At 72.8% G+C, this 25,329-nt stretch carries 22 protein-coding genes; 16 read left to right on the top strand and 6 right to left on the bottom strand.

Going from position 1 to position 25,329, the window contains the following annotated elements; all coding sequences use genetic code 11:
- Nucleotides 1-7 precede the first annotated feature (7 nt).
- The 6 genes from J7I94_RS20290 (at nt 8) to J7I94_RS20265 (ending at nt 6,602) form a co-directional block, all read left to right on the top strand.
- Entirely contained in the window at nt 8-958 is a 951-nt protein-coding gene (locus tag J7I94_RS20290) for a TIM barrel protein (RefSeq protein WP_215168566.1), read from the top strand.
- A gap of 9 nt (nt 959-967) precedes the next feature.
- Nucleotides 968-2,407, top strand: coding sequence for a sugar porter family MFS transporter (locus J7I94_RS20285; RefSeq protein WP_215168565.1), 1,440 nt, complete (start codon nt 968-970; stop codon nt 2,405-2,407).
- An 81-nt stretch (nt 2,408-2,488) separates the two neighbouring features.
- Nucleotides 2,489-3,505: a Gfo/Idh/MocA family protein gene (locus J7I94_RS20280; protein ID WP_215168564.1), complete on the top strand. Its 1,017-nt coding sequence runs from the start codon at nt 2,489-2,491 to the stop codon at nt 3,503-3,505.
- Nucleotides 3,502-4,368, top strand: coding sequence for a sugar phosphate isomerase/epimerase (locus J7I94_RS20275; protein ID WP_215168563.1), 867 nt, complete (start codon nt 3,502-3,504; stop codon nt 4,366-4,368). The genes J7I94_RS20280 and J7I94_RS20275 overlap by 4 nt, the downstream gene beginning before the upstream one ends.
- Nucleotides 4,369-4,707: 339 nt before the next feature.
- On the top strand, nt 4,708-5,370 hold the full coding sequence (locus J7I94_RS20270) for an RNA polymerase sigma factor (RefSeq protein WP_215168562.1): 663 nt from the start codon (nt 4,708-4,710) through the stop codon (nt 5,368-5,370).
- Entirely contained in the window at nt 5,370-6,602 is a 1,233-nt protein-coding gene (locus J7I94_RS20265) for a hypothetical protein (protein WP_215168561.1), read from the top strand. The genes J7I94_RS20270 and J7I94_RS20265 overlap by 1 nt, the downstream gene beginning before the upstream one ends.
- 149 nt (nt 6,603-6,751) lie before the next feature.
- Here J7I94_RS20265 and J7I94_RS20260 read toward each other — a convergent pair whose 3' ends face one another.
- Complete coding sequence (locus J7I94_RS20260; protein ID WP_308114643.1) at nt 6,752-7,573, bottom strand: L,D-transpeptidase family protein; 822 nt, start codon at nt 7,571-7,573, stop codon at nt 6,752-6,754.
- Between J7I94_RS20260 and J7I94_RS39355 the strand changes: the two genes are divergently transcribed.
- From J7I94_RS39355 to J7I94_RS20240, 5 genes are all read left to right on the top strand, one after another.
- Nucleotides 7,467-7,793 (top strand): hypothetical protein, encoded by a 327-nt coding sequence (locus J7I94_RS39355; RefSeq protein ID WP_308114644.1) that lies wholly within the window; start codon nt 7,467-7,469, stop codon nt 7,791-7,793. The genes J7I94_RS20260 and J7I94_RS39355 overlap by 107 nt on opposite strands.
- Before the next feature lie 43 nt (nt 7,794-7,836).
- Entirely contained in the window at nt 7,837-8,487 is a 651-nt protein-coding gene (gene leuE, locus J7I94_RS20255; protein ID WP_215168559.1) for a leucine efflux protein LeuE, read from the top strand.
- A 38-nt stretch (nt 8,488-8,525) separates the two neighbouring features.
- Nucleotides 8,526-9,752 carry a histidine kinase gene (locus J7I94_RS20250; protein ID WP_308114637.1) on the top strand — a complete coding sequence of 409 codons (1,227 nt, stop codon included), beginning with the start codon at nt 8,526-8,528 and terminating at the stop codon, nt 9,750-9,752.
- Complete coding sequence (locus J7I94_RS20245) at nt 9,749-10,429, top strand: response regulator transcription factor (protein ID WP_215168558.1); 681 nt, start codon at nt 9,749-9,751, stop codon at nt 10,427-10,429. Before J7I94_RS20250 ends, J7I94_RS20245 begins: the two co-directional genes overlap by 4 nt.
- Nucleotides 10,430-10,533: 104 nt before the next feature.
- Nucleotides 10,534-11,442: a CPBP family intramembrane glutamic endopeptidase gene (locus J7I94_RS20240; RefSeq protein WP_215168557.1), complete on the top strand. Its 909-nt coding sequence runs from the start codon at nt 10,534-10,536 to the stop codon at nt 11,440-11,442.
- Between the two features lie 119 nt (nt 11,443-11,561).
- Here J7I94_RS20240 and J7I94_RS20235 read toward each other — a convergent pair whose 3' ends face one another.
- Complete coding sequence (locus J7I94_RS20235) at nt 11,562-12,977, bottom strand: FAD-dependent monooxygenase (protein WP_215168601.1); 1,416 nt, start codon at nt 12,975-12,977, stop codon at nt 11,562-11,564.
- Between the two features lie 93 nt (nt 12,978-13,070).
- Between J7I94_RS20235 and J7I94_RS20230 the strand changes: the two genes are divergently transcribed.
- Nucleotides 13,071-13,733, top strand: coding sequence for a TetR/AcrR family transcriptional regulator (locus J7I94_RS20230; RefSeq protein WP_215168556.1), 663 nt, complete (start codon nt 13,071-13,073; stop codon nt 13,731-13,733).
- Nucleotides 13,734-13,772: 39 nt separating this feature from the next.
- Here J7I94_RS20230 and J7I94_RS20225 read toward each other — a convergent pair whose 3' ends face one another.
- On the bottom strand, nt 13,773-14,915 hold the full coding sequence (locus tag J7I94_RS20225) for an acyltransferase family protein (RefSeq protein ID WP_374198405.1): 1,143 nt from the start codon (nt 14,913-14,915) through the stop codon (nt 13,773-13,775).
- 274 nt (nt 14,916-15,189) lie between these two features.
- On the opposite strand from J7I94_RS20225, the gene J7I94_RS20220 reads away from it, so the two are divergent.
- Complete coding sequence (locus J7I94_RS20220; RefSeq protein ID WP_215168555.1) at nt 15,190-16,647, top strand: glycosyltransferase family 29 protein; 1,458 nt, start codon at nt 15,190-15,192, stop codon at nt 16,645-16,647.
- A complete protein-coding gene (locus tag J7I94_RS20215; protein WP_215168554.1) occupies nt 16,644-18,977 on the top strand; it encodes a glycosyltransferase in 2,334 nt (777 codons plus the stop codon). Before J7I94_RS20220 ends, J7I94_RS20215 begins: the two co-directional genes overlap by 4 nt.
- Nucleotides 18,978-19,036: 59 nt before the next feature.
- Here the strand turns inward: J7I94_RS20215 and J7I94_RS20210 are convergent, their stop codons facing one another.
- The 3 genes from J7I94_RS20210 to J7I94_RS20200 form a co-directional block, all read right to left on the bottom strand.
- Nucleotides 19,037-20,023 (bottom strand): class I SAM-dependent methyltransferase, encoded by a 987-nt coding sequence (locus J7I94_RS20210; RefSeq protein WP_215168552.1) that lies wholly within the window; start codon nt 20,021-20,023, stop codon nt 19,037-19,039.
- A gap of 164 nt (nt 20,024-20,187) precedes the next feature.
- A complete protein-coding gene (locus tag J7I94_RS20205; RefSeq protein WP_215168551.1) occupies nt 20,188-21,525 on the bottom strand; it encodes an alpha-2,8-polysialyltransferase family protein in 1,338 nt (445 codons plus the stop codon).
- Nucleotides 21,522-22,502: a glycosyltransferase family 2 protein gene (locus J7I94_RS20200; RefSeq protein ID WP_215168550.1), complete on the bottom strand. Its 981-nt coding sequence runs from the start codon at nt 22,500-22,502 to the stop codon at nt 21,522-21,524. The genes J7I94_RS20205 and J7I94_RS20200 overlap by 4 nt, the downstream gene beginning before the upstream one ends.
- A 198-nt stretch (nt 22,503-22,700) precedes the next feature.
- Here J7I94_RS20200 and J7I94_RS20195 point away from each other — a divergent pair, with 198 nt between their 5' ends.
- Both J7I94_RS20195 and J7I94_RS20190 read left to right on the top strand, forming a co-directional pair.
- Nucleotides 22,701-24,023: a DUF6716 putative glycosyltransferase gene (locus tag J7I94_RS20195; RefSeq protein ID WP_215168548.1), complete on the top strand. Its 1,323-nt coding sequence runs from the start codon at nt 22,701-22,703 to the stop codon at nt 24,021-24,023.
- Between the two features lie 74 nt (nt 24,024-24,097).
- The gene (locus J7I94_RS20190; protein WP_215168547.1) at nt 24,098-25,318 is read left to right on the top strand and encodes an acylneuraminate cytidylyltransferase; all 1,221 of its coding nucleotides are present in this window, start codon (nt 24,098-24,100) and stop codon (nt 25,316-25,318) included.
- The last annotated feature ends 11 nt before the right edge of the window (nt 25,319-25,329 follow it).

Genomic DNA, 25,329 nt, shown 5'->3' with positions numbered 1-25,329 from the left:
ACTCACCATGGCAACGGCGCCATCCCCGCTCCGGACCGTCGCGGGCAACCTGTGCCTCGGTTCCGCACCCGACTCCTGGGGCATCTGGTTCCCCGACGACGAACAGCAGGTCCCCTACACCCGCTTCCTCGACGAGCTGGCGCAGGCCGGCTACGAGTGGCTCGAACTGGGCCCCTACGGCTACCTCCCCACCGACCCGGCCGTCCTCGCCCGCGAACTGGCCGCGCGGGGCCTGAAGGTCTCCGGCGGCACCGCCTTCGGAGCCCTGCACCGCCCCGAGGCATGGGACGAGATGCTCGCCCACGTCCGCCAGGTCGCCGAGCTCACCGCCGCGGCCGGCGCCCACCACCTCGTGCTGATCCCGCCCATGTACCGGGACGAGAAGACCGGTGCCTTCACCGAGTCGCCCGAGCTGACCCCCGAGCAGTGGGCGGGCTTCGGCCGGGCCGCCGACCGGCTGGGGAAGCTGCTGCTGGAGGAGTACGACGTACGCCTCGTCCTGCACCCGCACGCCGACAGCCACATCCAGACCCAGCCGGAGATCGAGCGGCTGCTCAACGAGTCGGACGGCCGCTACACCAACCTCTGCCTGGACACCGGTCACGTCGCTTACGGCGGCGGCGACAACCTCGACCTGATCCGCCGCTTCGGCGAGCGCGTCGGCTACGTCCACATCAAGCAGATGGACCCGGCCGTCCTCGCCGAGGTCGCCGCCGAGAACCTGTCCTTCGGCGAGGCCGTCAAGCGCGGGGTGTGCGTGTCGCCGCCCGCCGGCGTACCCGAACCGGCGGCCGTCGTCGCCGAGCTGGCCCGCCTCGACGCCGAGCTGTTCGTCATCGTCGAGCAGGACCTGTACCCGTGCGCTCCCGAGGTGCCGCTGCCCATCGCCGTACGCACCCGTGAGCACCTGGCCGGCTGCGGCCTCACCGGAACCCGACGCCCGCACCACACCCGGTAGGAGGCGGCCATGGACGTCAGGGACGACGCGGCCACGGCCCCCACCGAGCCGGCCCCCACCGCACCGGTCGACGACGCGCCGCCCGCCGTGCGGCGCAGACTCCGCCTCATCACGCTCGTCGCCACCTTCGGCGGCCTGCTCTTCGGCTACGACACCGGCGTCATCAACGGCGCCCTGCCCTACATGACCGAGGACCTCGGTCTCACCCCGGTCACCGAGGGCATGGTGACCAGCTCCCTGCTGCTCGGCGCCGCCCTCGGGGCGGTCACCGGCGGCCGGATCTCCGACACCCGGGGCCGGCGGCGCGGCATCCTGCTGCTCGCCGTGCTGTTCTTCATCGGCGCGCTCGGCTGCACCCTCGCGCCGACCACCGAGGTCATGGTCGTGGCCCGGTTCGTGCTCGGCCTCGCGGTCGGCGGCGCCTCCGTCACCGTGCCGATCTACCTCGCCGAGGTGTCGCCCGCCGAACGGCGCGGCGCCCTGGTCACCCGCAACGAACTCATGATCGTCAGCGGGCAGTTGCTCGCCTTCACCTGCAACGCGGTCATCGCCCGGGTGGGCGGCGAGTCCGGCGGGGTGTGGCGCTGGATGCTGGTGGTCGCCACCCTCCCGGCCGTGGTGCTCTGGTTCGGCATGCTGGTGATGCCGGAGAGCCCGCGCTGGCTGGCCTCCAAGGGGCGCCTGGACGACGCCCTCGACGTGCTCCGGCAGGTCCGCTCCCACCAGCGCGCCGAGGCCGAGCTGAGCGAGGTCACCGCCCTGTCCGCCAAGGACGAGCAGGAGAGGCTCGGCGGCTGGCAGGACATGCGGGCCACCCCGTGGGTGCGCAAGCTGATGCTGGTCGGCTTCGGCATCGCGGTCGTCCAGCAGGTCACCGGCGTCAACACGATCATGTACTACGGCACCCGGATCCTCACCGACGCGGGCTTCGCCGCGGACAGCGCCCTGACGGCGAACATCGCCAACGGCGTCATCTCCGTGGCCGCCACCTTCGCCGGCATCTGGCTGCTGGGGCGGGTCGACCGCCGCCCCATGCTGCTGACCGGCCAGATCGGCACCACCGGCGCGCTGCTCCTGATCGGCGTCTTCTCGCTGGTGCTGCCCGAGGGCACCGGCCGGGCGCTGGCCGTGCTCGCCATGACGGTCACCTTCCTCGCCTTCCAGCAGGGCGCCATCTCCCCGGTGACCTGGCTGACCCTCTCCGAGATCTTCCCGATGCGGATGCGGGCCTTCGGCATGGGCGTGGCCGCCGTCGTGCTGTGGCTGACCAACTTCCTCATCGGGCTGGTCTTCCCCTCGCTGGTGGCCGGCATCGGCATCTCCGCCACGTTCTTCCTCTTCGTGGCGCTCGGCGTCGCCGCCATCGCCTTCGTGCACAAGTACGTGCCCGAGACCCGGGGCCGCAGCCTCGAAACCCTGGAGAAGGAACTGCGGGCCCGCTTCTCCTGAACCCACGCGCCGCCGCGCGTTCCCCACCTCCCGCCCCCGGGCCGCCGCCTGCCCGGGAACCGTAGAAAGGCAGGACACCCCATGACTGTGCGCGTAGGGGTCATCGGGGCCGGCTGGATCGGCCAGGAACACATACGCCGCCTCACCGACGTCGTCACCGGCGCCAGGGTCACCGCGGTCACCGACATCGACGCCGCCCGGGCCGCCGAGGCCGCGGCCCGGACCGGCGCCCGGGTCCACCCGGACGGGGCCGCGCTCATCGCGTCCGACGACGTCGACGCCGTACTGGTCACCTCCTGGGGACCCACCCACGCCGAGCACGTGCTGAACACCGTCGCCGCAGGCAAGCCGGTCTTCTGCGAGAAGCCGCTGGCGACCACGGCCGAGGACTGTCTGCGGATCACCGAGGCCGAGACCGCGCACGGCCGCCGCCTGGTCCAGGTCGGCTTCATGCGCCGCTACGACCGTGGCTACCGGCAGCTCAAGCAGGTCATCGACGCCGGCCGGATCGGCGCCCCGCTCGTCGTGCACTGCGCCCACCGCAACCCGACCGTCCCGGAGACCTACACCTCCGACATGGCAGCGCTGGACACCGCCGTCCACGAGATCGACGTACTGCGCTGGCTGCTGGACGACGAGATCGTCTCCGCGCAGGTCGTCACCCCGCGCTCCACCAGCAAGCGGTTCCCGCACCTCAAGGACCCGCAGATCATGCTCTTCGAGACCGCCAAGGGCGTCCGCGTCGACCTGGAGGTCTTCGTCAACTGCCAGTACGGCTACGACATCCAGTGCGAGGCCGTGGGGGAGGAGGGCCTGGTACGGCTGCCCGACCCGGCCGCGGCCGGGGTGCGCACCGCCGGGTCGCACAGCACCCAGGTCCTCACCGACTGGACGGGCCGCTTCGAGGACGCCTTCGACACCGAGTTCCGCGAGTGGATCGCGGGCGTCGCCGCGGGCGAGGAGCCCACCGGCCCCTCCGCGTGGGACGGCTACGCAGCCACCGCCATCACCGCCGCGACCGTGGAAGCCCTGAACACGGGCCAGGTCGTCGCCACCGCCCTCAAGCCCCGGCCCGTCTTCTACGGAGGCACCGCGTGAAGATCGCCATCGACCCGTACATGTTCCGGGCCCTGCCCCTGCACGACATGGTCCGCACGGTCGCCGAACTCGGCTACGAGTACATCGAGCTGTCGCCGCGCGACGACTTCATGCCGTTCTTCCTGCACCCGCGCGCCGACGACGACCGCGTGACGGAGCTGAGGACCGCGCTGCGCACCCACGGCGTACGGCTCTCCTCCGTACTGCCGCTGTACAAGTGGTCCTCGCCCGACGAGACCGAACGGCAGGCCGCCGTCCGCTACTGGAAGCGGATGATCCAGATCACGGCCGACCTCGGCTGCCCGCTGATGAACAGCGAGTTCAACGGCCGCCCGGACCGCGCCGCCGAGAGCGAGGCCGCGTTCTGGCGCTCGATGGAGGAGCTGCTCCCCGTCTTCGAACGCGAGGGCATCGCCCTCAACCTGGAGGCGCACCCGGACGACTTCTGTGAGGAGAACGCCCCCGCCGTCGACCTCGTCCGCGCCGTGAACAAGCCCTGGGTGAACTACCTGTACTGCGCCCCCCACTCCTTCCACCTCTCCGGCGCCGACCCGAGGACGGACGTCGCGGCGATGATGCGGTACGCCGGCGACAAGCTCCAGCACGTGCACATCGCCGACACCTTCGACCACAAGGGCTCCTCCGCGCTCCGCTACATCCTCAACCCGCCCGGCACACCGGCCCGCATCCACCAGCACCTGGACATCGGCCAGGGCGAGGTCGACTGGGACGCCTTCTTCACCACCCTGCGCGACCTGCGCTTCGACGGCGTCGCGACGGCCTGCGTCTTCGCCTGGGAGGAACGGGCCCGGGAGTCGTCGTCCTTCATGCTGGACCGCATCCGCAAGGAACTGGCCGCCTGATCCGCGGCTTCCCTCCGGCAGGTCTCCGAGGAGACGGCCGGCACCGCGCAGACGGCCGGAGCCGCCACCCCCCACAGGAGAGGCCCCGGCCGTCGCGCGGCACGGGCCGCGCGGCGGCCCGTACTTCCTACTGCGCCGGGCCCGCGATTTGTGTCACACCCCGCGTGTCACGGCTTAGTTGCGTCTTGTACGGCCTGTCCTCCGGGCATGGACGGGGACCGGTTCCACGACGTAACGTGCCTTTCGCGCCGGAGTGCGGAGGGCGGTGCCCCCGTCCCGAGCTGCGGTGGACCACCGCAACCACCCACGGAGAGTCAGGCGCAAAGAGAGGCGCGCGCGGTGCTGGGGGACGACGCGGAGCTGACCGCCGCCGTACACGCGGCACAGGACGGGGACGAGACCGCGTTCCGGACCGTGTACCGCGCGGTGCACCCACGGCTGCTCGGCTACGTCCGCACACTCGTCGGCGAATCCGACGCCGAGGACGTGGCCTCCGAGGCGTGGCTGCAGATAGCCCGCGACCTGCACCGGTTCGCCGGCGACGCGGACCGGTTCCGCGGCTGGGCCGCCACGATCGCCCGCAACCGCGCCCTGGACCACGTCCGGATGCGCGGGCGCCGCCCCCTGATCGGCGGCGACGAGACGGAGCTGACCGGCCGGGCCGCCCCGTCGGACACCGCCGGCGAGGCCATCGAGGCGCTCACCACCGGCACCACCCTCTCCCTGATCGCCGCGCTGCCCCAGGACCAGGCCGAGGCCGTCGTCCTGCGGGTCGTGGTGGGCCTGGACGCCAAGACGGCCGCGAAGACGCTGGGCAAACGCCCGGGGGCCGTCCGTACCGCCGCGCACCGCGGCCTGAAGCGGCTGGCCGAACTGCTCGGCGACGATCCGGAATCGGACGCCGGGCTCCGCGCGCTGCCGACGCAGCGAGAACCGCGCGGCCGTGCGGTGACGTCCGCGACTGTGACGCAAAGCGGCGCGCGGACGCAGAAGGACATGTGATGGCCGACAAGCAGGGCGGGTGGCTGGACCGCGAAACAGCGGAGCGGGTGCTGCGCGGAGACCCGCCGACCGGCGACCCGCCGGCCCGGGCACGTGCCGAACGGCTCGCCGCCTCCCTCGCCACGCTGGCCGCCTCTGCCCCGCCGGCCGGCGAGGAACTCCCCGGCGAGGCCGCCGCGCTGGCCGCCTTCCGCGCCGCGCACGCCGAACGGGCGGGTGCGGCGGGAGCGCCGGCCCCGACCGGCGGCCGGGACACGTCCGGCGTCCCGCTGGTGCGCATCGGCGGCCGGGACAGCGACGCCCGGCGCGCGCGCCGGCCCCGCCCGCTGCGGCTGGGCCTGGCCGCGATGCTGGCCGTCGGCGCGGTCGGCGGGGTCGCGGTGGCGGCCGGAACCGGAGCGCTGGTCCCGTTCGGCGGCGACCCCGAGCCCGCCTCCTCCGCCTCCGCCGCGGTCACCCCCGACCGCCCGCTGATGTCGCCCTCCCCGCCCGACGTCCCGCGGCGCGAGGACACCGACGGCTCCGCCACCGCCCCGACCGGGGAGGATCCCTCGGCGCGGGAGGACGGCGCCGCCACGGGGCAGGACCCCGGCACGGGTACGGGCGGGGACGCGGGTACGGACACGGACCTCGGGTCGTCCGGCGCCGACGACCCGGCGGACGACGGCACCGCGGTGCGCGAGGGCCTCGCCGGGTCCTGCCGCGACCTGCGCACGGGCCAGCAGCTCGACCGCACCCGCCGACGGGCCCTGACGGAGGCGGCCGGGGGGTCCGCCCGGGTCCGGGCCTACTGCGCGAAGCTCCTCGCGGGCTCCGGGGAGAAGCCCGGGGAGAAGGCGGACATCGGGGACGGCGTCGGGAACGGCGTCGAGGACGGCGTCGGGGAGAAGACCGGGAAGGGCGACGACGGCGACGACGAGGACAGGGACGACCGCGCGCACGGCGGGGACCCCCGGCCGACGCGGAACGCCAACGTCCTGATCGGCGACGACACCGACACCGGCAACGACACCGGCAACGACACCGGAACTCGCCCCGGCCCCGGCGAGGACTGCGACACGGACGGGGCCGACCGGAGGAAGAACCGGGGCGACCGGGCGGGCGACGGCCGCTTCGGCCACCGCGCGGACGCCCGGCGGTCCGCGTCCCGTCCGGACCCCGTCGCGCACCCGGCGACGGGCTCGGGCCGGGAGTCCGCCCAGGTCACGGACGCCGTCACGGCGCCGGTGTGACACTTTCGGACGCCCCGACGCAGTAGGAAGTGAGCCGACTGGTCATCGGCTTCCGCACAGAGCCGGGGTTCCCCCCGTACCCGCGGCTCGTGCACCCGCGCGGACGGGACTCGTTCCCCCGGTCCCGTCCGCGCCCCCCTCACTTCGCCTCAGCGGTACACGACGACCTTGTCGCCGTCGCGGACCTCCGCGTACAGCTGCTTGATCGCCGCCTCGTCCCGGACGTTGACGCACCCGTGCGAGGCACCGGCGTAGCCGCGGGCCGCGAAGTCGGAGGAGTAGTGCACGGCCTGGCCGCCGCTGAAGAACATCGCGTACGGCATGGACGAGTCGTACAGCGTCGACCAGTGGTTGCGGGACTTCCAGTAGACCGAGAACACGCCCTCCCGGGTCGGGGTGCCCCGGGAGCCGAAGCGGACCGCCATCGTCGACACGGTCCGGCCGTCGATCATCCAGCGCAGCGTCCGGCTCTCCTTGCTGACGCACAGCACCCGGCCGGTCAGGCAGCGCGGGTCGGGTGCGGCGGCGGGCTGGCCGCCCATCAGGTACAGGTCCCAGTGGCCCGGCTCGCGGGTCATGCCGCGCAGCCGTTCCCAGGTGACCGTGTCCGTCCGGCCCGTCACCGGCAGTCCGCGCTTGCGCTGGAAGCCGCGGACCGTCTTCTCCGTCAACTCGTCGTAGGCGCCGGTCGGCCCGTCGTACAGCCAGCCGATCTGGCGCAGCCGGGCCTGGACCTCGCGGACGTCCCGGCCGGTGGCGCCGGGTCCCCAGAGCACGGGGGCGGGCACGACCGGGGGCGGCGGGTCGCTGCTCCGCCGCGTGGGGGCCGTGGGGGCCGTGGGAGCTGCGGGGGCCCTGGGAGCCGTGGGGGTCACGGGAGCGGCGGGTGCCGTGGCCGCCGGGCCGCCGCTGCCCGGCAGCTCGATGTGCACCGGCGAGCGGCCCTTCCCGTCACCGTCGACCGGCTGCACCGTGCAGCCGCCGACACCCCCGACGGCCAGCGCCAGCAGCGCGGCCAACCCCGTCCCCGTACGCGCCCCACGCATCGACGTCACCCCGGATGTCTCCCCGCCCGGAGCGGCTCCGATACCTGGACGGGAGGAGGACACCATGGCCGTACCGGAGCGGGAGACGGTCCTGGGCGAGGCCGCCGGCCGGCCCCGCGCGGGCGTCACCGTTTTCGACGGCTGAAACGGCGCCGCGCGTTGTCGTACCCCCGTGCGACACTCCTCCCATGTTCGGCGTCATCGATCTGCCCACCTACCTCGCGGGCCTCGTCCTCATCATCCTGCTGCCCGGGCCCAACTCCCTCTACGTGCTCTCCGTCGCCGCCCGCCGCGGTGTGCGCGCCGGGTACCGGGCCGCCGCCGGGGTCTGGTGCGGGGACGCCGTGCTGATGACCCTCTCCGCCGCCGGGGTCGCCTCCCTGCTCCAGGGCAACGCCGTACTGTTCGCGATAGTGAAGTACGCCGGTGCCGGGTATCTGACCTGGCTCGCCGTCGGGATGCTGCGGGCGGCCTGGGCGATGTGGCGGACGCGGCGCGAGCGGACCGCGGCGCAGGCGCCGGACGCGCCCGCCGGTGACGAGCGGCCGTTCCGCCGGGCCCTGGTCGCCAGCCTGGTCAACCCGAAGGCGATCCTGTTCTTCATCGCCTTCTTCGTGCAGTTCGTCGACCCGGGGTACGCCTACCCCGCCCTCTCGTTCGTCGTCCTCGGCGCCTTCGCCCAGTTGTTCAGCTTCCTGTACCTGAGCGCCCTGATATTCAGCGGGACCCGGCTCGCCGCCGCCTTCCGCCGCCGCAGGCGCCTGTCGGCGACGGCCACGTCGGCGGCCGGTGCGCTGTTCCTGGGGTTCGCGGTGAAGCTGTCGCTGGCCAGTGCCTGACCGGCACGGCACGTCAACTCGGTACTAGGCTCCCGTCCGTGGCGGAAGCGACTGTGGCGGCATGGGTCAGAAGCGGGCGGGACGCCGCGGCCCGCTGGAACGCGCTCGGCGTCGTGACCCGGGACGCGGTGGGCACCGTACTGCTCGCGCCCGTGGTGTTCGCGCCGGTGACGGCGTCGATCGGCGCCCAGTTCGGGGACCTGCCGCAGCGGCCGTACGACCTGCCCGGCGTGCTGCTCACCGCGGCGCTGTGGCTGCCGCTGGCGGTGCGGCGGCGGTGGCCCGGGGCCTGCCTGGTGCTGGTGGCGCTCGCGTTCGGGGTGCGCGAACTGATTGCCTACCCGCCGGTGTTCGCGAGCGTCGGGCTGTACGCCGCCCTGTACGCCGCTGGCGCCCACGGCGGCCGTACGGCGGACCGGGTGCTGCCGGGGGCGGGCACCGCGCTGTACGTGGCGTTCGCGCTCGGGCTGCACGCCCGGGGCGCCCCGCACGACGGCGCCGTGTACACGCTGATGTACCTGGTGCTGGCCGCGTTCTGGGGCGCGGGCCGCACCGTACGGGCCCGCCGGGCCGCCGAGGCGGACCGGCGACGGCTCGCGGCCGAGGCCGCCGTCGTCCGCGAACGGGCCGGGATCGCCCGGGAGTTGCACGACGTCGTCACCCACCACGTCACCGCGATGGTGGTGCAGGCCGACGCCGCGCAGTACATGCTCGACGCCGCCCCGGACAAGGTCGCCACCGGGCTCGGCGCGATCAGCGACGCGGGCCGGCACGCGCTGACCGACCTCCAGTACCTGCTGGGCGTCCTCAAGGCGGCCGACGGGCCACCGGACCACGGGGCGCCCGCCGCACCCGCGCCGGGCAGCCTGGCGGACCTGGTGGCGCAGACCCGGGCGGCGGGCCAGCCCGTGGAACTGGCCGAGAGCGGCGAACGGCGGCCGATGGCGTCGGCGGTGGAACTGGCCGCCTACCGGGTGGTGCAGGAGGCGCTGACCAACGCGCTCAAGCACGCCCCGGGGCGGCCCACGCGGGTGCGGGTGGCGTACGGGGCCGAGCGGCTGGAGGTCGAGGTGGTCACCGAGGCGACGGAGGCCGCGGTTCCGGTGGGCTCCGCGGGACCCCGGCCGCTCGGCCGGGGCGGCGGGCACGGACTGATCGGGCTGCGCGAGCGGGTGAGCGTGTGCGGCGGCGAACTGGAGGCCGGACCGCGGCCGGACGGCGGGTTCGGCGTCCACGCCCGGATACCACTGACGGAGGCGGCATGACCCTGCGGGTAATGATCTGCGAGGACCAGGAGCTGGTGCGGGCCGGCTACGCGATGATCTTCTCCGCCCAGCCGGACCTGGAGGTCGTGGGCGAGGCCGCCGACGGCCGGTCGGGCGTCGAGGAAGCGCGGCGGCTGCGGCCGGACGTGGTGGTGATGGACATCCGGCTGCCCGTCCTCGACGGCATCGAGGCGACCCGGCTGCTGGCCGGGCCCGAGGTCACCGACCCCGTGAAGGTCCTGGTCGTGACCACCTTCAACCTCGACGAGTACGTGTACGAGGCACTGCGGGCCGGCGCCAGCGGGTTCCTGCTGAAGAACGCGCCGCCGCGCGAACTGATCGACGGCATCCGGACCGTCGCCGCCGGCGAGTCGCTGCTGGCGCCCGCCGTCACCCGGCACCTCGTGGGCCGCTTCGCCGACCGCATCCGCCCGGCCGGCGGACGCCGTCAGGCGGCCCTGCCGGAGGAGGTGGCGGCGCTCGCTCCGCGCGAGACCGAGGTACTGCGGCTGATCGCCGAGGGGCTGTCGAACACGGAGATCGCCGACCGGATGGTGCTCAGCCGCGAGACGGTGAAGACGTACGTCTCCCGCATCCTGACCAAGCTCGATCTGCGGGACCGGGTCCAGGCGGTGGTGCTCGCGCACCGGGTGGGGCTGGTGTCCGCCGACGACTGAACGGGGTTCGGGGGCAGAGGCGCCGGTGTCACCCGAGGGAGCTACACGCGCTGTCCACCCCGGGGGGACGTCCCGCACCGCCCCGCGCTCATAGCGTTCCGGACATGGACCTCACGAAGGCAGCAGCGCCGTTCTCGCTGCTCAAGCCCCTGTTCGCGCAGACGCCGGTCGCCTCCTCCGGCCGGGTGCGACATGCCGGTGTCCGGCTGGTGGTGCTGGTGGCGGCGTTCCTCGTCGTGACGGCGCTCGCCGCCGGGGTGCGCGCCGTGGCCGGCGACAACCCGGTGCTCTCGCTCATCGGCGGCGCGCTCGTCGCCGTGGGCGCGCTGTGCGTCTACGCGGCCGTCGTCCGGGCCCTGGAACAGCGCCCGGTCACCGAACTCGACCCCGCGCGGGCCCGCCCGGAGCTGTGGACCACGACCCTGACCGGCGTCGGCCTGTTCGCCGCGACCTTCGTCCTGATCCTCCTGTGCGGCGGCGGGTACGACACCGAGGGCGGGGTGTCCGTCGGCGGCGCGATCACCGTGTTCGGGCTGATGGCGGGGGTCGCCGTCACCGAGGAACTGCTCTTCCGCGGGGTGGTCTTCCGGCTCGTCGAGGAACTGGCCGGCACCACGGGCGCGCTGGCGGTCTCCGCCCTGCTGTTCGGCGGACTCCACCTGGTCAACCCCGAGGCCACCGTGTGGGGCGCGCTGGCGATCGCCGTCGAGGCCGGCCTGATGCTCGGCGCCGCCTACGCCGCCACCCGCTCCCTGTGGGTGCCGATCGGCCTGCACCTCGGCTGGAACTTCACCCTCAGCGGGATCGTCGGCGTGACCGTCTCCGGCGACGACGGCGCCCCGGCCGGTCTGCTGCACGGCACCCTCTCCGGCCCCGAGGCGCTCACCGGGGGCGTCTTCGGACCGGAGGCGAGCATCTTCGCCATCCTGGTCTGCGCGGTGCCGACGGTGCTCTACCTGCGGACGGCGCGGCGCCGGGGCCGGCTGACCGGCCGCGGGCACCGCACCACCTGAGCCGCTACGGCAACGCCCCCCCGAGCCCCCCGGCAGCCCCGAGCAGCCCCCCGGCACCCCCCCGCGACGGCGGCGGGCGCCCACCGGGGCCGAGCTGCTCGTGCCGGGGGGGGGCGGCGTCAGCCCAGCCCCACGCGCCCCAGGTACTCGGCCGGCACGGCCGCCCCCGAAGCCCCGCTCCAGCCGACGTAACCGTCCGGCCGGACCAGGAACAGGCCGGTCCCGTACGTCCGGTGGGCGGGCCCGCGCACCACCCGTACCGCCCCCGGCAGCGCCCCGGGCAGCTCGGCGTCCAGCGCGAGGAGCGTCCAGTGCGGCCCCCGGAAGGCGTCGAAGAGCCGTACGCCCGCCACCGTCCCGTCGGGCGCGCGGTCACCGGCGAGGACCGGGCCGTCGGGGGACGTACGGGTCTCCTGGGCGAGCGACGACTCCCGGTAGTTCAGCCCCAGTTGCGAGGTCGCCTCCCCGCGCCGCACCTCGCCCCGGTGCACCCCGCTGGTCAGGCCGAGCATGTCGGCGGCGACCGGGCGGCGCTCCTCCTCGTAGGTGTCCAGGAGGGACGCGTCCGCGCCCTCGCGCAGCACCGCGCCCAGCTTCCAGCCCAGGTTGTAGGCGTCCTGGACGCTGGTGTTCAGACCCTGTCCGCCGGCCGGCGAGTGGACGTGGGCGGCGTCCCCGGCGAGGAAGACCCGGCCGTCCCGGAAGCGGTCGGCGAGGGCCTCACGGGGCCGGAAGTCCGAGGCCCAGCGGACCTCGGTGACGTCCTCGGCGGCGAGGTGGGAGCGGTCGGCGACGGCCTTGCGGACGCCGTCGGGGGAGAGGTCCACCTCGGTGCCCGCCGGGAAGTCGGCGTAGACCTGGAAGTCCTCGGTCCCGGCGAGCGGGCAGGCGGCCAGCACGACACTGTCCTTGGTGACCGGCCCCTGGCCCGCCGCGAAGAAGTGCCAGTTGTCCCGGTCCAGGCCGGTGATCCGGACGTCCGCCACCAGCATCGGCTTGGGGTCGACGGTCCGGCCGGTCATCGCCACGCCGAGCGCGCGGCGCACGGCCGAGCGGCCGCCGTCGGCGGCGACCGCGTACCGGGCGCCCAGCTCGGTCCCGTCGGCGCACCGGACGCGGACCCCGTCCGCGTCCTGGGCGATGCCGGTGACCTCCCGGCCGAACTCGACCCGGCCGCCCAGCTCCGTCAGCCGCGCGTACAGGATCTCCTGGGTGCGCCACTGCGGCACCATCCACGACGAGGCGTACGGCGCGGACTCGTCCGCCTCCATCGGGTCGGCCATGTGGTACTCACCGAGCCGCTCGCCGTCCCGCCAGATCATCCCGACCGGGTACTCGCCGCCCGCCGCCTGGATCGCGTCGATGACGCCGAGGTCGTCGAAGACCTCCCGGGTGCGGGGCTGCAGGCCCTTGCCGCGGGAGCCGGGGAACAGCCCGTCCGCCTTCTCCACCACCAGCGCGTCGACGCCGCGCCGGGCCAGGTCGATACCGAGGGCGAGTCCGGTGGGACCGGCGCCCACGATCAGCACGTCCATAACATCGGTTTTCACGCATCTCTCCTTAACGTCGTTAAGTGGCGTCGACGACGAGCATGGCCTTAACGTCGTTAAGGTGTCAAGCTGTCAGGCGTGGAAAGTGGAACGACCGGACGACAGCGCACGCCCCTCGACCGCCGCCGGGTCGCGGACACGGCGCTGCGCCTGCTCAACGAGGTCGGCCTGGACGGCCTGACCGTGCGCACCATCGCCCGCGAGCTGGACGTGAAGGCGCCCGCGCTGTACTGGCACTTCAAGGACAAGCAGGCGCTGCTCGACGAGATGGCGACGGAGATGTACCGCCGGATGGTCGCCGGGACCCCCCTGGACCCGGCCGACACCTGGCGCGAGCGCCTGCTCAAGGCCAACCGGGGGCTGCGCGCGGCGCTGCGCGGCTACCGCGACGGCGCGAAGGTCTTCAGCGGCTCCCGCTTCACCGGCCTGGTGCACGCCGAACAGATGGAGGAGACCCTGCGGCTGCTCACCGCCGCCGGCTTCACCCTCCCGCAGGCCGTCCGGGCGACCACCACGACGTACGTCTTCACCCTCGGCTTCGTCACCGAGGAGCAGGGCGTCGAACCCCTGCCCGGCGAGCGCCGCGAGGGCTACGACGTGGCCGAACGCACCCGCAGGATGGCCGACTACCCGCTCAGCGCGGCGGCCGGCCCGGAGATCTTCGCCGACTACGACCGCCACTTCGAGGAGGGGTTGGCGCTGCTGCTCGACGGCATCGCCGCCCGCTACGGCGCGGGCTGAACGCCCCGGGCCCGGTCCCGGGCCCGGTCCCGGGCCCGGTCAGCGGGTCCGCGACAGCGCCTTGCGCAGCCGCGGCGTCAGCGGCTTCTCGACGAACCGGTTCAGCAGCCAGGCCAGGACGAGCATGGAGACGACGGTCAGCACGAACGTCACCGCCGACGGCACGCCCAGCGTGCGGTGCAGGGCGTGGATCACCACCCAGCCCAGGTGCTCGTGGACCAGGTAGAACGGGTACGTCAGCGCCCCGGCCACCGTCAGCCAGCGCCAGTTCGCCCAGCGCAGCCAGCCCAGCGCGATCGCCGCCACCGCCACGAAGCCGAAGGCGACGACCGCGATGATGCCGAAGGTGGTGCGGGAGGAGAAGGCGTCCGGATTGCCGGCGGTCCACAGGTTGTCCACCATGTAGTTCTGCCCGATCAGGAAGCAGACGACGGTGAGGAACCAGGCGTGCGCGTCCCGGCGGTCGCGGTGGATCAGGTACAGGCCGATCCCGCCGATGAAGAACGGGGCGTACTCCGGCAGCAGCACGAGGTCGAGCAGCGGCTCCTCGGAGGCCCGCGCCAGCACCGACGCCAGCAGCCAGCCGCCGCAGAACATCAGCACCCGCCGGCGGTTCGCGCCGGGCAGGACGACGCACAGCGCGAACAGCGCGTAGAAGCGGATCTCCACCCACAGCGTCCAGCACACGCCCAGCACCCGGTCGGCGCCCAGCGGCTGCTGCATCAGCGTCAGGTTGACCAGCGCGTCGCTGGGGGAGACGGCCTGGTAGACGACCTGGGGCAGCGCGAAGACCGCCGTCACCAGGATCACCGCCACCCAGTAGGCGGGCATCAGCCGGGACACCCGGGAGGCGAAGTACGCCGTCAGGGTCCGCCCCCAGCCGCTCATGCAGATCACGAACCCGCTGATCACGAAGAACACCTCGACGCCGAGGCAGCCGTAGGCGAACAGCGTGTGCAGGGTCGGGAACTGGTGCGCGGCGGAGCCGCCCCAGGCGGTGGTGACGTCACCGCCGCGGCCGCCGTAGTGGTACGCGGCCACCATCAGCGCGGCCACCAGCCGCAGTCCGTCCAGGGCGCGCAGCCGGTGCTCCCGGCGCGGTGCCGCGGCGGTCTCCGGCACGGGGGCCGGTCCGGTCGCCTCGGCCCCTTCGGCCACCGGTCGGACGGTCGCGCTGGTCACGGAATGCTCCTCGCCGGATGTCTGTCGGCCATCGGTCAGCCGTGGGTCGGCTGTGCGTCACCGGTCACGTTAGTCAGCACGTCAGTCCGAAACACGGTATGACAGTTCGAAGGCGCAACGATTCGCCCCGTGGACCGAGCCCGTTCACCTGTGCGTCGTTTTGGCTTTCTAAATTCGCCCAGCATCCCCCCACGTCGCAGTCAGTCGCCTCTCCTTCGCGGCACGCGTGGCTGCGGGTGCGAGAAACGCTTGGCAAAAGAAGACCGGGAGTGGCATGACGAGGGTCCAGAACAAACGTGCGCGCGGGGGTGAGCTGGACGCCTGCCTGCGCGCCTGCGCGGTGCACAGCGGCAAGCTCGTGGGCAGCCTCGACCGGCGCCGCGTGGAACTCGCCGAGGAGCTGCGCAAGCTGCTCGTCGTGTGGGGGACGCACCGCATCGACAGCCCCGCCGCGGCTCCGTCCGGTGCCACCGCCCTGCTCAAGCGCGCCGTCAAGGGCTCGGCGGCCCCCGCCGCCGGCACCATCTCGGGCGACCTGCTCGACGCCCTGCTGGCCGTCGCCAACAAGGCCCTGCAGTGCGGCTACGACGACGAGCTGAACCTCGCCCTCGTCATCAGCGACACGGTCCTGGCCCAGCGGAAGAACTCCCGCGCCGGCTGGCGCCTGCGCGCCCGCCTGCTCGAGGCCCTCGGCGACGAGGCCGACGCCATCGAGGCGTACGAGAAGTACGTCTCCCTCACCGACGCCGACGGCTTCGGCGTCCGCCCCCGCATCGCCGGCCTGCGCGCCGCGGGAGAGAAGGAGCGCGAACTGCTCGGCCTGCTGGCCCGGCAGTGCCCGGCCGCCCGGGACCACGCCCGCGGCTCCGCCACCGACGTATGGGCCGAGGGACTGGCCCTGCACGCCGCCGGCGACTGGGCCGCCGCCGAGCCGCGGCTGGTGGCGGCGCTCCTGGTCCAGGCCGAGGAGGAGGCCCCGGTCGCCGACCGGCAGGACCTGCTCAGCCAGTACCTGGACCTGCGCACCGCCGTCGACCGGGACCTGCCGGCCCTCACCGAGGTCCTCGCGCTCTACGCCGAACAGCGCCGCCACCGGATGCGCGGCCCCGTCGCCGACCCGGCCGTCGGCGGCGTCCAGTGGATCACCCTCGGCGAGTTCCGCAACCTGGTCGCCGGCAAGTCGATCTGCCTGATCGCCAACTCCGGCCGCGTCGGCGCGAGTTCGATGGGCTCCCAGATCGACGACTACGACCTGGTGGTGCGCTTCAACTCGTACAAGATCGACCCGAAGCACACCGGCAGCCGTACCGACATCCACGCCACCATCCACAAGCACGGCTTCAACTGGGACCAGAAGGTCACCACCCGGCTGGTCTTCGGCGGCGTCTCCGGCGACTGGAAGTGGTCCCTGCGCAACCGCCTCGTCCCCGGCGCCCAGACGTACCTCGGCGACGAGTCGCTGCGCTGGCCCGTGCGCAACATCGGCCGGCTCGGCGCCGACGTCTGGTCGGGCATCCCGACCACCGGCTTCAACATGCTGTTCCTGCTGGACTTCCTGGACGTCAGCCCGAAGCTCGACCTGATCGGCTTCGACTTCTACGAGTCCGGCGCCTACCGCGTGCCGGAGGCGATGAAGCTGGCCATCACGTCCGTGCACGAATACACCAGCGAGAAGGAATGGGTCATGCAGCGGGCCCAGAGCGTGACCGACATGAGGATATCCCTGCGATGACGACGACCTCCCTGACGCCGGCCGCCGCACCCCAGGCCCCGGTGACCGCGGCCCACGACCTCACCGGCAAGCGCCGCATCGCCTTCGCGTCCTACGTCGACGAGAACTACCTCCCCGGTTTCCTCGTCCTGCTGCGCAGCCTCGCCCTGTCCAACCCGAGCGTGTGCGAGGACTTCGTCGTCCTCTACGACGACCTGCGCCCCGGCTCCATCGCCAAGATCCGCGCCTTGCACCCGCGGATCGTGCTGCGCCGCGTGAACGCCGAGCACTACGACTCGTACAAGAAGGGCGACCAGGACAACTACCTGGTCCGCAAGGCGTACTTCATCCTGGACGTGTTCCGCATCCGCGAGTACGACACCGTCATCACCCTGGACACCGACATGGTCGTCCTCGGCGACCTCGGTGAACTGCTCAAGCTCCGCGAGGGCCTGGCGGCCGTCCCGCAGTTCTTCTACGGGCAGCACAAGCTCAACTCGGGCCTCCTCGTCATCCAGCGCGAGTACCTCTCCGACGAGTTCTGCGCCAAGCTCGACGCCACCGGACGCAGCGGCGACTACGAGCTGGACAAGCACGACCAGGGCATCCTCAACGCCGTCCTGGACGGCGACTTCGTCCGCCTCGACGCCCGCTACAACTTCGTCAAGCGGCGCCTCTCCGGCGACCTGCCGGTCCCCGAGGACATCGCGATCCTGCACTTCACCGGGCGGCACAAGCCCTGGCAGGGCGGCGAGTCCGGGTACTCCCAGGCGGAGGACCGCTGGCGCGAGTTCGAGATGTCCGACGCCGAGTTCCACGCCGCCTACCTCAACTCCTCCGGCGGCCTCCACCACGACCTGCTGGTGCACTTCGGCACCCCGCACGTCAAGCGCACCGGCAACGTCGAGTACGCCCGCAAGGTGGCCGCCGCGCACATCGCGGCCGGCGACTACCAGGACGCCGTCGACATCCTCTCCGGCGTGCGCATCCCGCTCGACGAGGCATGGCCGCACGAGGTGCTCGGCCACGCCCTGATGAGCGTCTCCCGCTACGACGAGGCCAGGGCCGAGCTGCTGCTGGCCACCGCCGCGCCCAACCGGGCCGCCACCGCCTACGCCCGGCTCGCCCAGATGTCCTGGGTGCACGGCGACAACGCGGCGGCCCTGAAGTACGCCACGGCCGGCCTCTCCGTCGACATCACCCACCGCTCCAGCCGCCTGTGGGCGCAGCGCGCGTCCAGCGTGCCCGCGCAGGAGCTGGGCGCCCCCGAGGACCAGCTCGCGCACGTCGCGTTCTACATGGACCGGCAGGGCAACGCGGGCGACAAGCTGCTCCCGGAGACGGTCCGGCTCGGCTTCGGCGCGGACACCTCCACCCGCCGCTGGCACTCCGTCCACGCCCACCGCTACTTCGACAAGGAGGCGCTGGACCGGGTCAACGCCCGGCGCGGCCTGGTCATCGGCGGCGGCGGCCTGTTCATCCCGGACACCATGCCCAACGGCAACAGCGCCTGGCAGTGGAACGTCCCCGACGAGCACCTGCGCGCCATCGACGTGCCGATCATGGTCTACGCGGTCGGGTTCAACGCGTTCGACGGCCAGTCCTACCGGGCCGGCCGGTTCCGGGAGAGCCTCAGGCTGCTGGTGGAGAAGTCCTCCTTCTTCGGCCTGCGCAACCACGGCTCGATCGCCAAGGTACGGGCCATGCTCCCGGCGGAGCTGCACGACAAGGTCCGCTTCCAGCCCTGCCCCACCACGGTCAGCCGCCAGCTGGTCCCCGGCTGGACCGACCCGTCGTACCGCGAGGACACCGTCCTGCTCAACGCGGCCTACGACCGCGCGGGCCTGCGGTTCGGCCACGACTACGCGCACTTCCTCGGCGAGATCGCCAAGGCCGTGCGGGGCATCGGGGCGCACACCGAGGTCAAGTGCGTGGCGCACTCGCTCGACGACGAGAAGATCGCCTTCGACCTGCGCCGCGAGCACGGCATCTCGCTGCCGGTGATCCCGATGTACGACTTCGACAACGACGAGATCCGGGACCTGTACGCCAAGACCCGCCTGGTCATCGGCATGCGCGGCCACGCCGGCATGATCCCGTTCGGGGTCGGCACGCCGATCATCAGCCTGATCTCGCACCCGAAGATGGCGTACTTCCTCGCCGACATCGAGCGCCCCGAGTGGGGCGTCTCGGTGCACGACAAGAACCTGGGCGCGATCCTCACCGAGCGGGCGATCGGCATCCTGGACAACCACGCCAGGACGGTCGCCGACGTCCACGGCCGCCAGCAGGAACTGTGGAAGGTCACGGAGGCCAACGCGGCCGACATCAGGGCCGTCCTGAGCGCCTGACGACGCGGAGAGCCCCCGCGGCCGGCGGACCGGCCGCGGGGGCTCCTGGGTGCCGGAGGTCAGCGTCCGACGGCCTTCTTCACCAGCCGGCCGAGCCGTGACCCGCCGCCGTGCCGCTCGCGGTCCTGCTCGTACGCCTTGCGCAGCTGCTCGAAGTGGTCGGCGCGGGTCCGGCTCAGATACTCGTCGGACGTCAGCGGCTTCGCGATCGACCAGGCCCGCCTGTGGTCGCCGGCGTAGTGGGCCACGTACGCCTTGGCGAACTCCAGGACGGACTTGAAGGGGATGCCCCCGGTGTGGTCCCGGTCGATCCGTTCCTGCACGGCCGTGATCAGCTCCAGCTTGTCGTCGACCGTGTAGGCGTCCTCGGCGATGCGCTTCAGCACGTCCTCGGGTATCGGCCGGACCACCTCGAAGGCGAGCGTGGAGCGGATCGGCGGACCCGCGATCTCGATGTACGGCAGCAGAGCCCCGGTGCTGTGGTGCAGCCACGGCAGCCGGGGCCCGGCGAAGTCCTGGTGCAGCACGACCGAACCCGGCCGCAGCCGGGTCAGGAACCGCTCGGTGACACAGCGGAACACCCGGGCCGTCTTGGCGATGTCGATGTGCAGGAACTCCACCGGGCTGGTGTCGTCCGGGTCGGAGGTCTGCCAGAGGTCCCCGGCGTGGATCTCCAGGAACGGCAGGAACGGTTCGAGGCGGGTGCGGAAGTCGTTCAGGAAGGAGTTGTCGTCCTCCGGTTTGGTCCCTGAGGTGAAGAACTTCTCCGAGGCGAAGGTGCCCTTTCCGACCCGGAAGAAGTCGTACGCGTGCAGCCGGCCCGTCCGCTCGTCGAAGACGGGGCTCTCCCGGAGACCGAGCGCCAGGGCGTACGTCGAACCGCCGCCGCCCGAGCCGAGTTCGACCAGCCGGCCCTCGCCCGTCAGGTGATGGCGTCCCAGCAGATAGAGGAACCGCAATTCCCAGGAACTCACCTGGGAGTAGGGCAGTCCGTCCGGCAGGTGGACGTCGTCGAGAAGCGGGTAGAGCCGGCCGAGATTCGTCATGGGTGCCTCACGGTTTCGGTGGCGCAAGAGGAGGGGCGGCGCGGGCGATTCTAGGGGGGTAAAGGGTGGTCCACCATGGAAACTATTGATTTACCGTGCGGCTTTCCGCTGTTTCCATGGTTTTCGTCTGCCATTCATGGAGGGGTCGCCCTTGCCCGTCCCGCTCAGCGGCGCACCATCCGCCGCTGCAGGCTGCGGGCCGTGCGGGCCACCCGGCGTACCGTCGCGTTGCGCGGCAGGAAGCCGAGCTGGGCGGGGACGCCGCCGGGCAGGCCCAGGGAGGTCAGGCGCTTCTTCTTGAAGTAGCGCCAGGTGCGCTCGTCCAGCCGGGCCGACAGGTACCTCTCCGTCTCCGGGCGCAGCTGCGGCAGTATCCGCGGCTGCATGGTGAAGCCGACCGCCCGCACCAGTTCCGCCAGGGCGTCGGTGTCCGTGCCGGGCCGGCGCTCCGTGACCGCCGCGCGGTCGGCGAGGTCCGGCAGCAGGGCGTCGACGATGGTGACGGGCATCCGGTTGCTGTTCTCGAACGGCGTCAGCCGGTCCAGGAGCGTGTCGGTGCCGACCCGGGCGACGGGCAGGCCGTACAGCGCGGAGGCGGTCAGCAGGGCGGTGGAGAAGCAGCCGACGACCAGCGCCGGGCGCATCCGCTGGTACAGCACCTCGGCCAGGACCGGCGTGTCCAGGACGGTGAGGTCGACGCCGAGCTTCTCGGCCTCCTCCTCCAGGGTGCGGGTGAAGCGGGCCGGCGCGGTGGGGTGCGGCTTGAACACCACCCGGGTGTGGCCGAGTCCGACGGCGCCCTTCAGCATCCGTACGTGCAGGTCCTCCTCCTGCTCCGCGCTGAGGATCTTCAGCGCCGAGAGGTACTGGCCCAGCAGCAGCGCGGGCTCCTCGATCCGGGGCAGGCCGGCGCCGGTGTCGACCAGCTCCGCCAGCACCTTGGTGAACGCCTCGGTCGGCACCACCTCGGCCTCGACGCCGAACTCGGTGAGCAGCAGCGGGCGCAGCCCCGGCACCAGGTCCAGGTGGAGCAGCCGCTCCACGCGCGTGCCGACCAGCGGGTCGATCTTGTTGCGGGTGGGGCCGTAGCTCATCAGGCCGTCCGCGTAGACGGTCACGGGCGCGTCGGTGAGGATCTGCGCCACCCCGAGCGCCGGGTTGACCTGGATCGACTCCACGGCCAGGGCCACGTCGTCGTCGCCCAGCTTCCAGGCCAGCCGCAGGTACCTCTCCCACAGCGGGAGGTCGTCCGGGCGGGGCGCCCAGGCGCCGGGGTGGAACGGGAAGATCGCCTCGTTCCAGGAGACGACCTCGTCGAACCGGGTCCGCAGCCGCTCGAAGCCGGGCATCTCGTCGACGGCCGGCGTGGTCTCGGGCGTCATCGCGTTGTTGGAGACCAGCAGGATCCGCCGGTCGGACGGCTCGAAGCAGCCCGCGTCCAGGGCGGCGGCCAGCGTGGCGGTGCCGTACAGCGTCGACGCCATGAAGATCTGCGTGGTCACGCCGCCACCTCCGCGGCCGACCCGGAACGGCGGCGCAGCCGGCGCAGCCGGCCGGCCCGCTCGGCGTCCATCGACGCCAGCGCGTCGTCGAGCACCGTCTGCGGCATCCTGCGCAGCGCGGCGGCGCTCATCTCCTTCAGTTTGCGGGCCACGGGTGCCTCGAACCTCTCGATGGAGCCCAGATGATGGGAAATGATCGCGCAGTACGTGCGCACGGCCTTCGGCAGCAGGGCCGCCGCCTCGGCGTCCCCGGCGGTCTCCTCGATCACCTGGTCGAAGGCGCGGATGAAGTCGAGCTGCCGGGCGTCACCGATCTGGGTGAGCGAGGAGGCGACCCCGCGCCGGTAGAAGACCCCGAGCAGACTGGTCACCGCGAAGGACTCCGCCTCCCGGTGCAGCTTCCAGATCCAGGGCCGGTCCTCGGCGGTGCGCAGCCCGTGGGTGAAGTGCAGCAGGCCGCGGTCGACCAGCCGGCGGTGGTAGATCCCGGCCCAGGCGTAGGCGTAGTCCACGGAGGTGGTGCGGTGGGCGGGCAGGATCGCGTCGCGCGGTCGCATCACCACGCCCCGGCGGCCGTGCGGCACCCGGTGCACCGAGCGGGCCCGCGCCGTGCACTGCACGTGGTCCGTGCGGACGAAGTCGCAGCCCAGCTTCTCGATGACGGCGACCAGCCGCTCGTAGTAGCCGGGGGCCAGCCAGTCGTCGCCGTCCAGGAAGGTCAGGTACTCCCCGCGGGCGGCGTCGATGCCGGTGTTGCGGGCGGTCGCCAGGCCGCCGTTCTGTTCGTGTCTGACCAGCACCGCCCCCGGCAGGTCGGGCTCCGCGCGCGCGAGCAGGTCGGCGGTCCCGTCGGTGGAGCGGTCGTCGACGAGAATGAACTCGAAGTCGTCGCGTGCGTTGGCGCGAAGACTCCGCAGGGCATCGGGGACGTATTGGCGCACGTTGTAGAACGGCACGATGACGGAGAGCTTTGGCACACCCGGGACGTTAAGGGGCGGCCCGGCCCGTCGATTTACCCGAACCTTGATACCGGGTGAACGCCATGTGGCGAAGCCGTGACGCGAACCTTTTTTCGAGCTGTGGACGTGCCGATTCGCCATTCGGCGGTGTGCTGTTAACCGTTTGTTGTGTTCTGGTTGGGCGGTTCCTCGGAATTGCTTCCTAGCGTCTTCGATGTGCCAGCAAGTGCAACGAAGGCCCTGCGGGTCGCCGTCCTCGCGGATTCCGACACCCGGTGGAAATGGGGCGCGCTCACCGCGAGCCGCATCGCCCCCACGACCACCCACGATACGGACATCCGCCTCGACGGCTACCTGCTGCGCGGCCGTGCGACCCCGACCGCCCGCCAGCTCGGCGAGGTGGGCGTCCGCGCGGACGCCCTCACCGAGGTGACCTCGGTCGAGTTCCTGCGGGCGATGGGCGAGAAGGAGTACGACCTCGTCGTCCTCGCCCTCGTCGGCGGCGGCGTCCAGGCGATGCTGCACGGCCTCGGCCGGGTCTGGTCCGACCGCACCGACCGCCCCGTGGTCGTCACCGGCTACGTCGGCGTCGTCTACGAGAAGCTCGCCGACGGCCTGCTGCTGCGGCACGGCGCGGACCTGGTCCTCGCCAACTCCCGCCAGGACGCGGACCGCTTCCGGGCCGTGTACGAGGGGGTCGGCGCCGATGCCTCCTCGGTCACCGAGGTCGCGCTGCCCTTCCTCGGCGGCGCCCCCTACACCGGCGAGCACGACCCGTACACGGTCGTCTTCGCCGCGCAGCCCTCCGTGCCGGAGAGCCGCAAGGACCGTACGTACCTGCTGAACCGGCTCATCCGGCACGCCCGCAAGCACCCCGAGCGGGAGGTCGTGCTCAAGCTGCGCTCCAAGCCCGGCGAGCACACCACCCACATCGAGGAACTGCCGTACCAGAAGCTGGTCCAGAAGGCCGACCCGCCGCCCAACTTCCACCTGAAGTACGGGAACATGGGCGAGGTCCTGGACCGCACCGACCTGCTGGTCACCGTCAGCTCCACGGCCGCGCTGGAGTCCCTGCACCGCCGCATCCCGACCGTGGTCCTCACCGACCTGGGGGTGCGCGAGGCGCTCGGCAACCACCACTTTGTCGGCTCCGGCTGCCTCGCCTCCTGGGACCAGCTCGACGAGGGCCACCGGCCCACGCCCGACGAGGACTGGGTCGCCCGGCAGGGCGTCGCCGCCGACGGCGGGTACGACACCGCCTTCGACGCCGCCCGCGAGCGCATCGCCAAGCTGCTCGCCCGCCCCGGCGGCCTCTCCCCGCTCACCCCGTACTACACACCCGTCACCGCCCCCGGCTACCTGCCCGGCATCCTCGCCCGGCACCACCTCGCGCCCGACGGCCACCCGCTGCCCGGCGCGCCCGCCGCCGACAAGGAGCCCGGCCCGGTCCGGCAGGTCGTGCGCCGCGCGGCCCGCGGCGCCTACCGGCACGGCGTGCAGCGCGTCGCCCCGGTGATCCGGCGGATGGGCGAGCTGTGACCGCCGCACGAGCACGAGCGGACGAGCGTGCCGCGACCGCCGTCCCGACTTCCGACCACCGAGAGGTACACCTCATGTCCGACCCGCAACCGGTACGCCGCGTGCTCGCGGTCATCCCCGCCCGCGGCGGCTCCAAGGGCGTACCCGCCAAGAACCTCGCCCCCGTGGGCGGCGTACCGCTGGTCGTCCGGGCCGTGCGCGAGTGCCTGGCCACCCGGCTGGTGACCGACGTCGCCGTCTCCACCGACGACCAGGCCATCGCCGCCGCCGCCCGCCAGGCCGGCGCCGAGGTGGTGCTGCGGCCCGCCGCCATCGCCGGGGACACGGCGACCTCCGAGGCCGCGGTGCTGCACGCCATGGACGCCCACGAGGCGGCGCACGGCGCCCCCGTCGACGTGGTGCTGCTCGTGCAGTGCACCAGCCCGTTCATCGTCCGCGAGGACATCGACGGGGTGGCCGGCGCGGTCGCCGAGGGCGGCGCGGACACCGCCGTGACCGTCGCCCCCTTCCACGGCTTCGTCTGGCGCGAGGGCGCCGACTCCGGCGAGGAGCCCGGCGGCCACGGCGTCAACCACGACAAGTCCTACCGCCCCCGCCGCCAGGACCGCCCCCAGGACTTCCTGGAGACCGGCGCCGCCTACGCGATGGACGCGGCCGGCTTCCGCACCTACGGCCACCGTTTCTTCGGCCGCACCGAACTGGTCCGCACCGACCCGGCGCGCGTCCTGGAGATCGACGACCCGCACGACCTGGCCCGCGCCCGCGCGCTGGCCCCCCTCTTCGACGGCGCCCGCCCCGGCGCCCTGCCCACGGCCGCCGACATCGACGCGGTCGTCCTCGACTTCGACGGCACCCAGACCGACGACCGGGTGCTGATCGACTCCGACGGACGCGAGTTCGTCTCCGTCCACCGCGGCGACGGCCTCGGCATCGGCGCCCTGCGCAAGGCCGGGATGCCGCTGCTGATCCTCTCCACCGAGGTCAACCCCGTCGTCGCCGCCCGCGCCCGCAAGCTCCAGATCCCGGTGCTGCACGGCATCGACCGCAAGGACCTCGCCCTGAAGCAGTGGTGCGAGGAACAGGGCGTCGCCCCCGAGCGGGTGCTCTACGTCGGCAACGACGTCAACGACCTGCCCTGCTTCGACCTCGTCGGCTGGCCCGTCGCGGTCGCCGGCGCCCATGACGTCGTCCGCGGCGCCGCCCGTGCGGTCACCACCGTGCACGGCGGTTCCGGCGCGATCCGGGAGATCGCCGGCTGGCTGCTCGGCCCCTCTCTCGACACCCTCACCAAGTAAGCCAAGTTAGG

Origin of the sequence: Streptomyces sp. ISL-12 (assembly GCF_018614415.1) — a bacterium.
In the GTDB taxonomy this organism is placed as follows: Bacteria; Actinomycetota; Actinomycetes; order Streptomycetales; family Streptomycetaceae; genus Streptomyces.
This window is presented reverse-complemented; position numbering and strand designations above follow the sequence as displayed.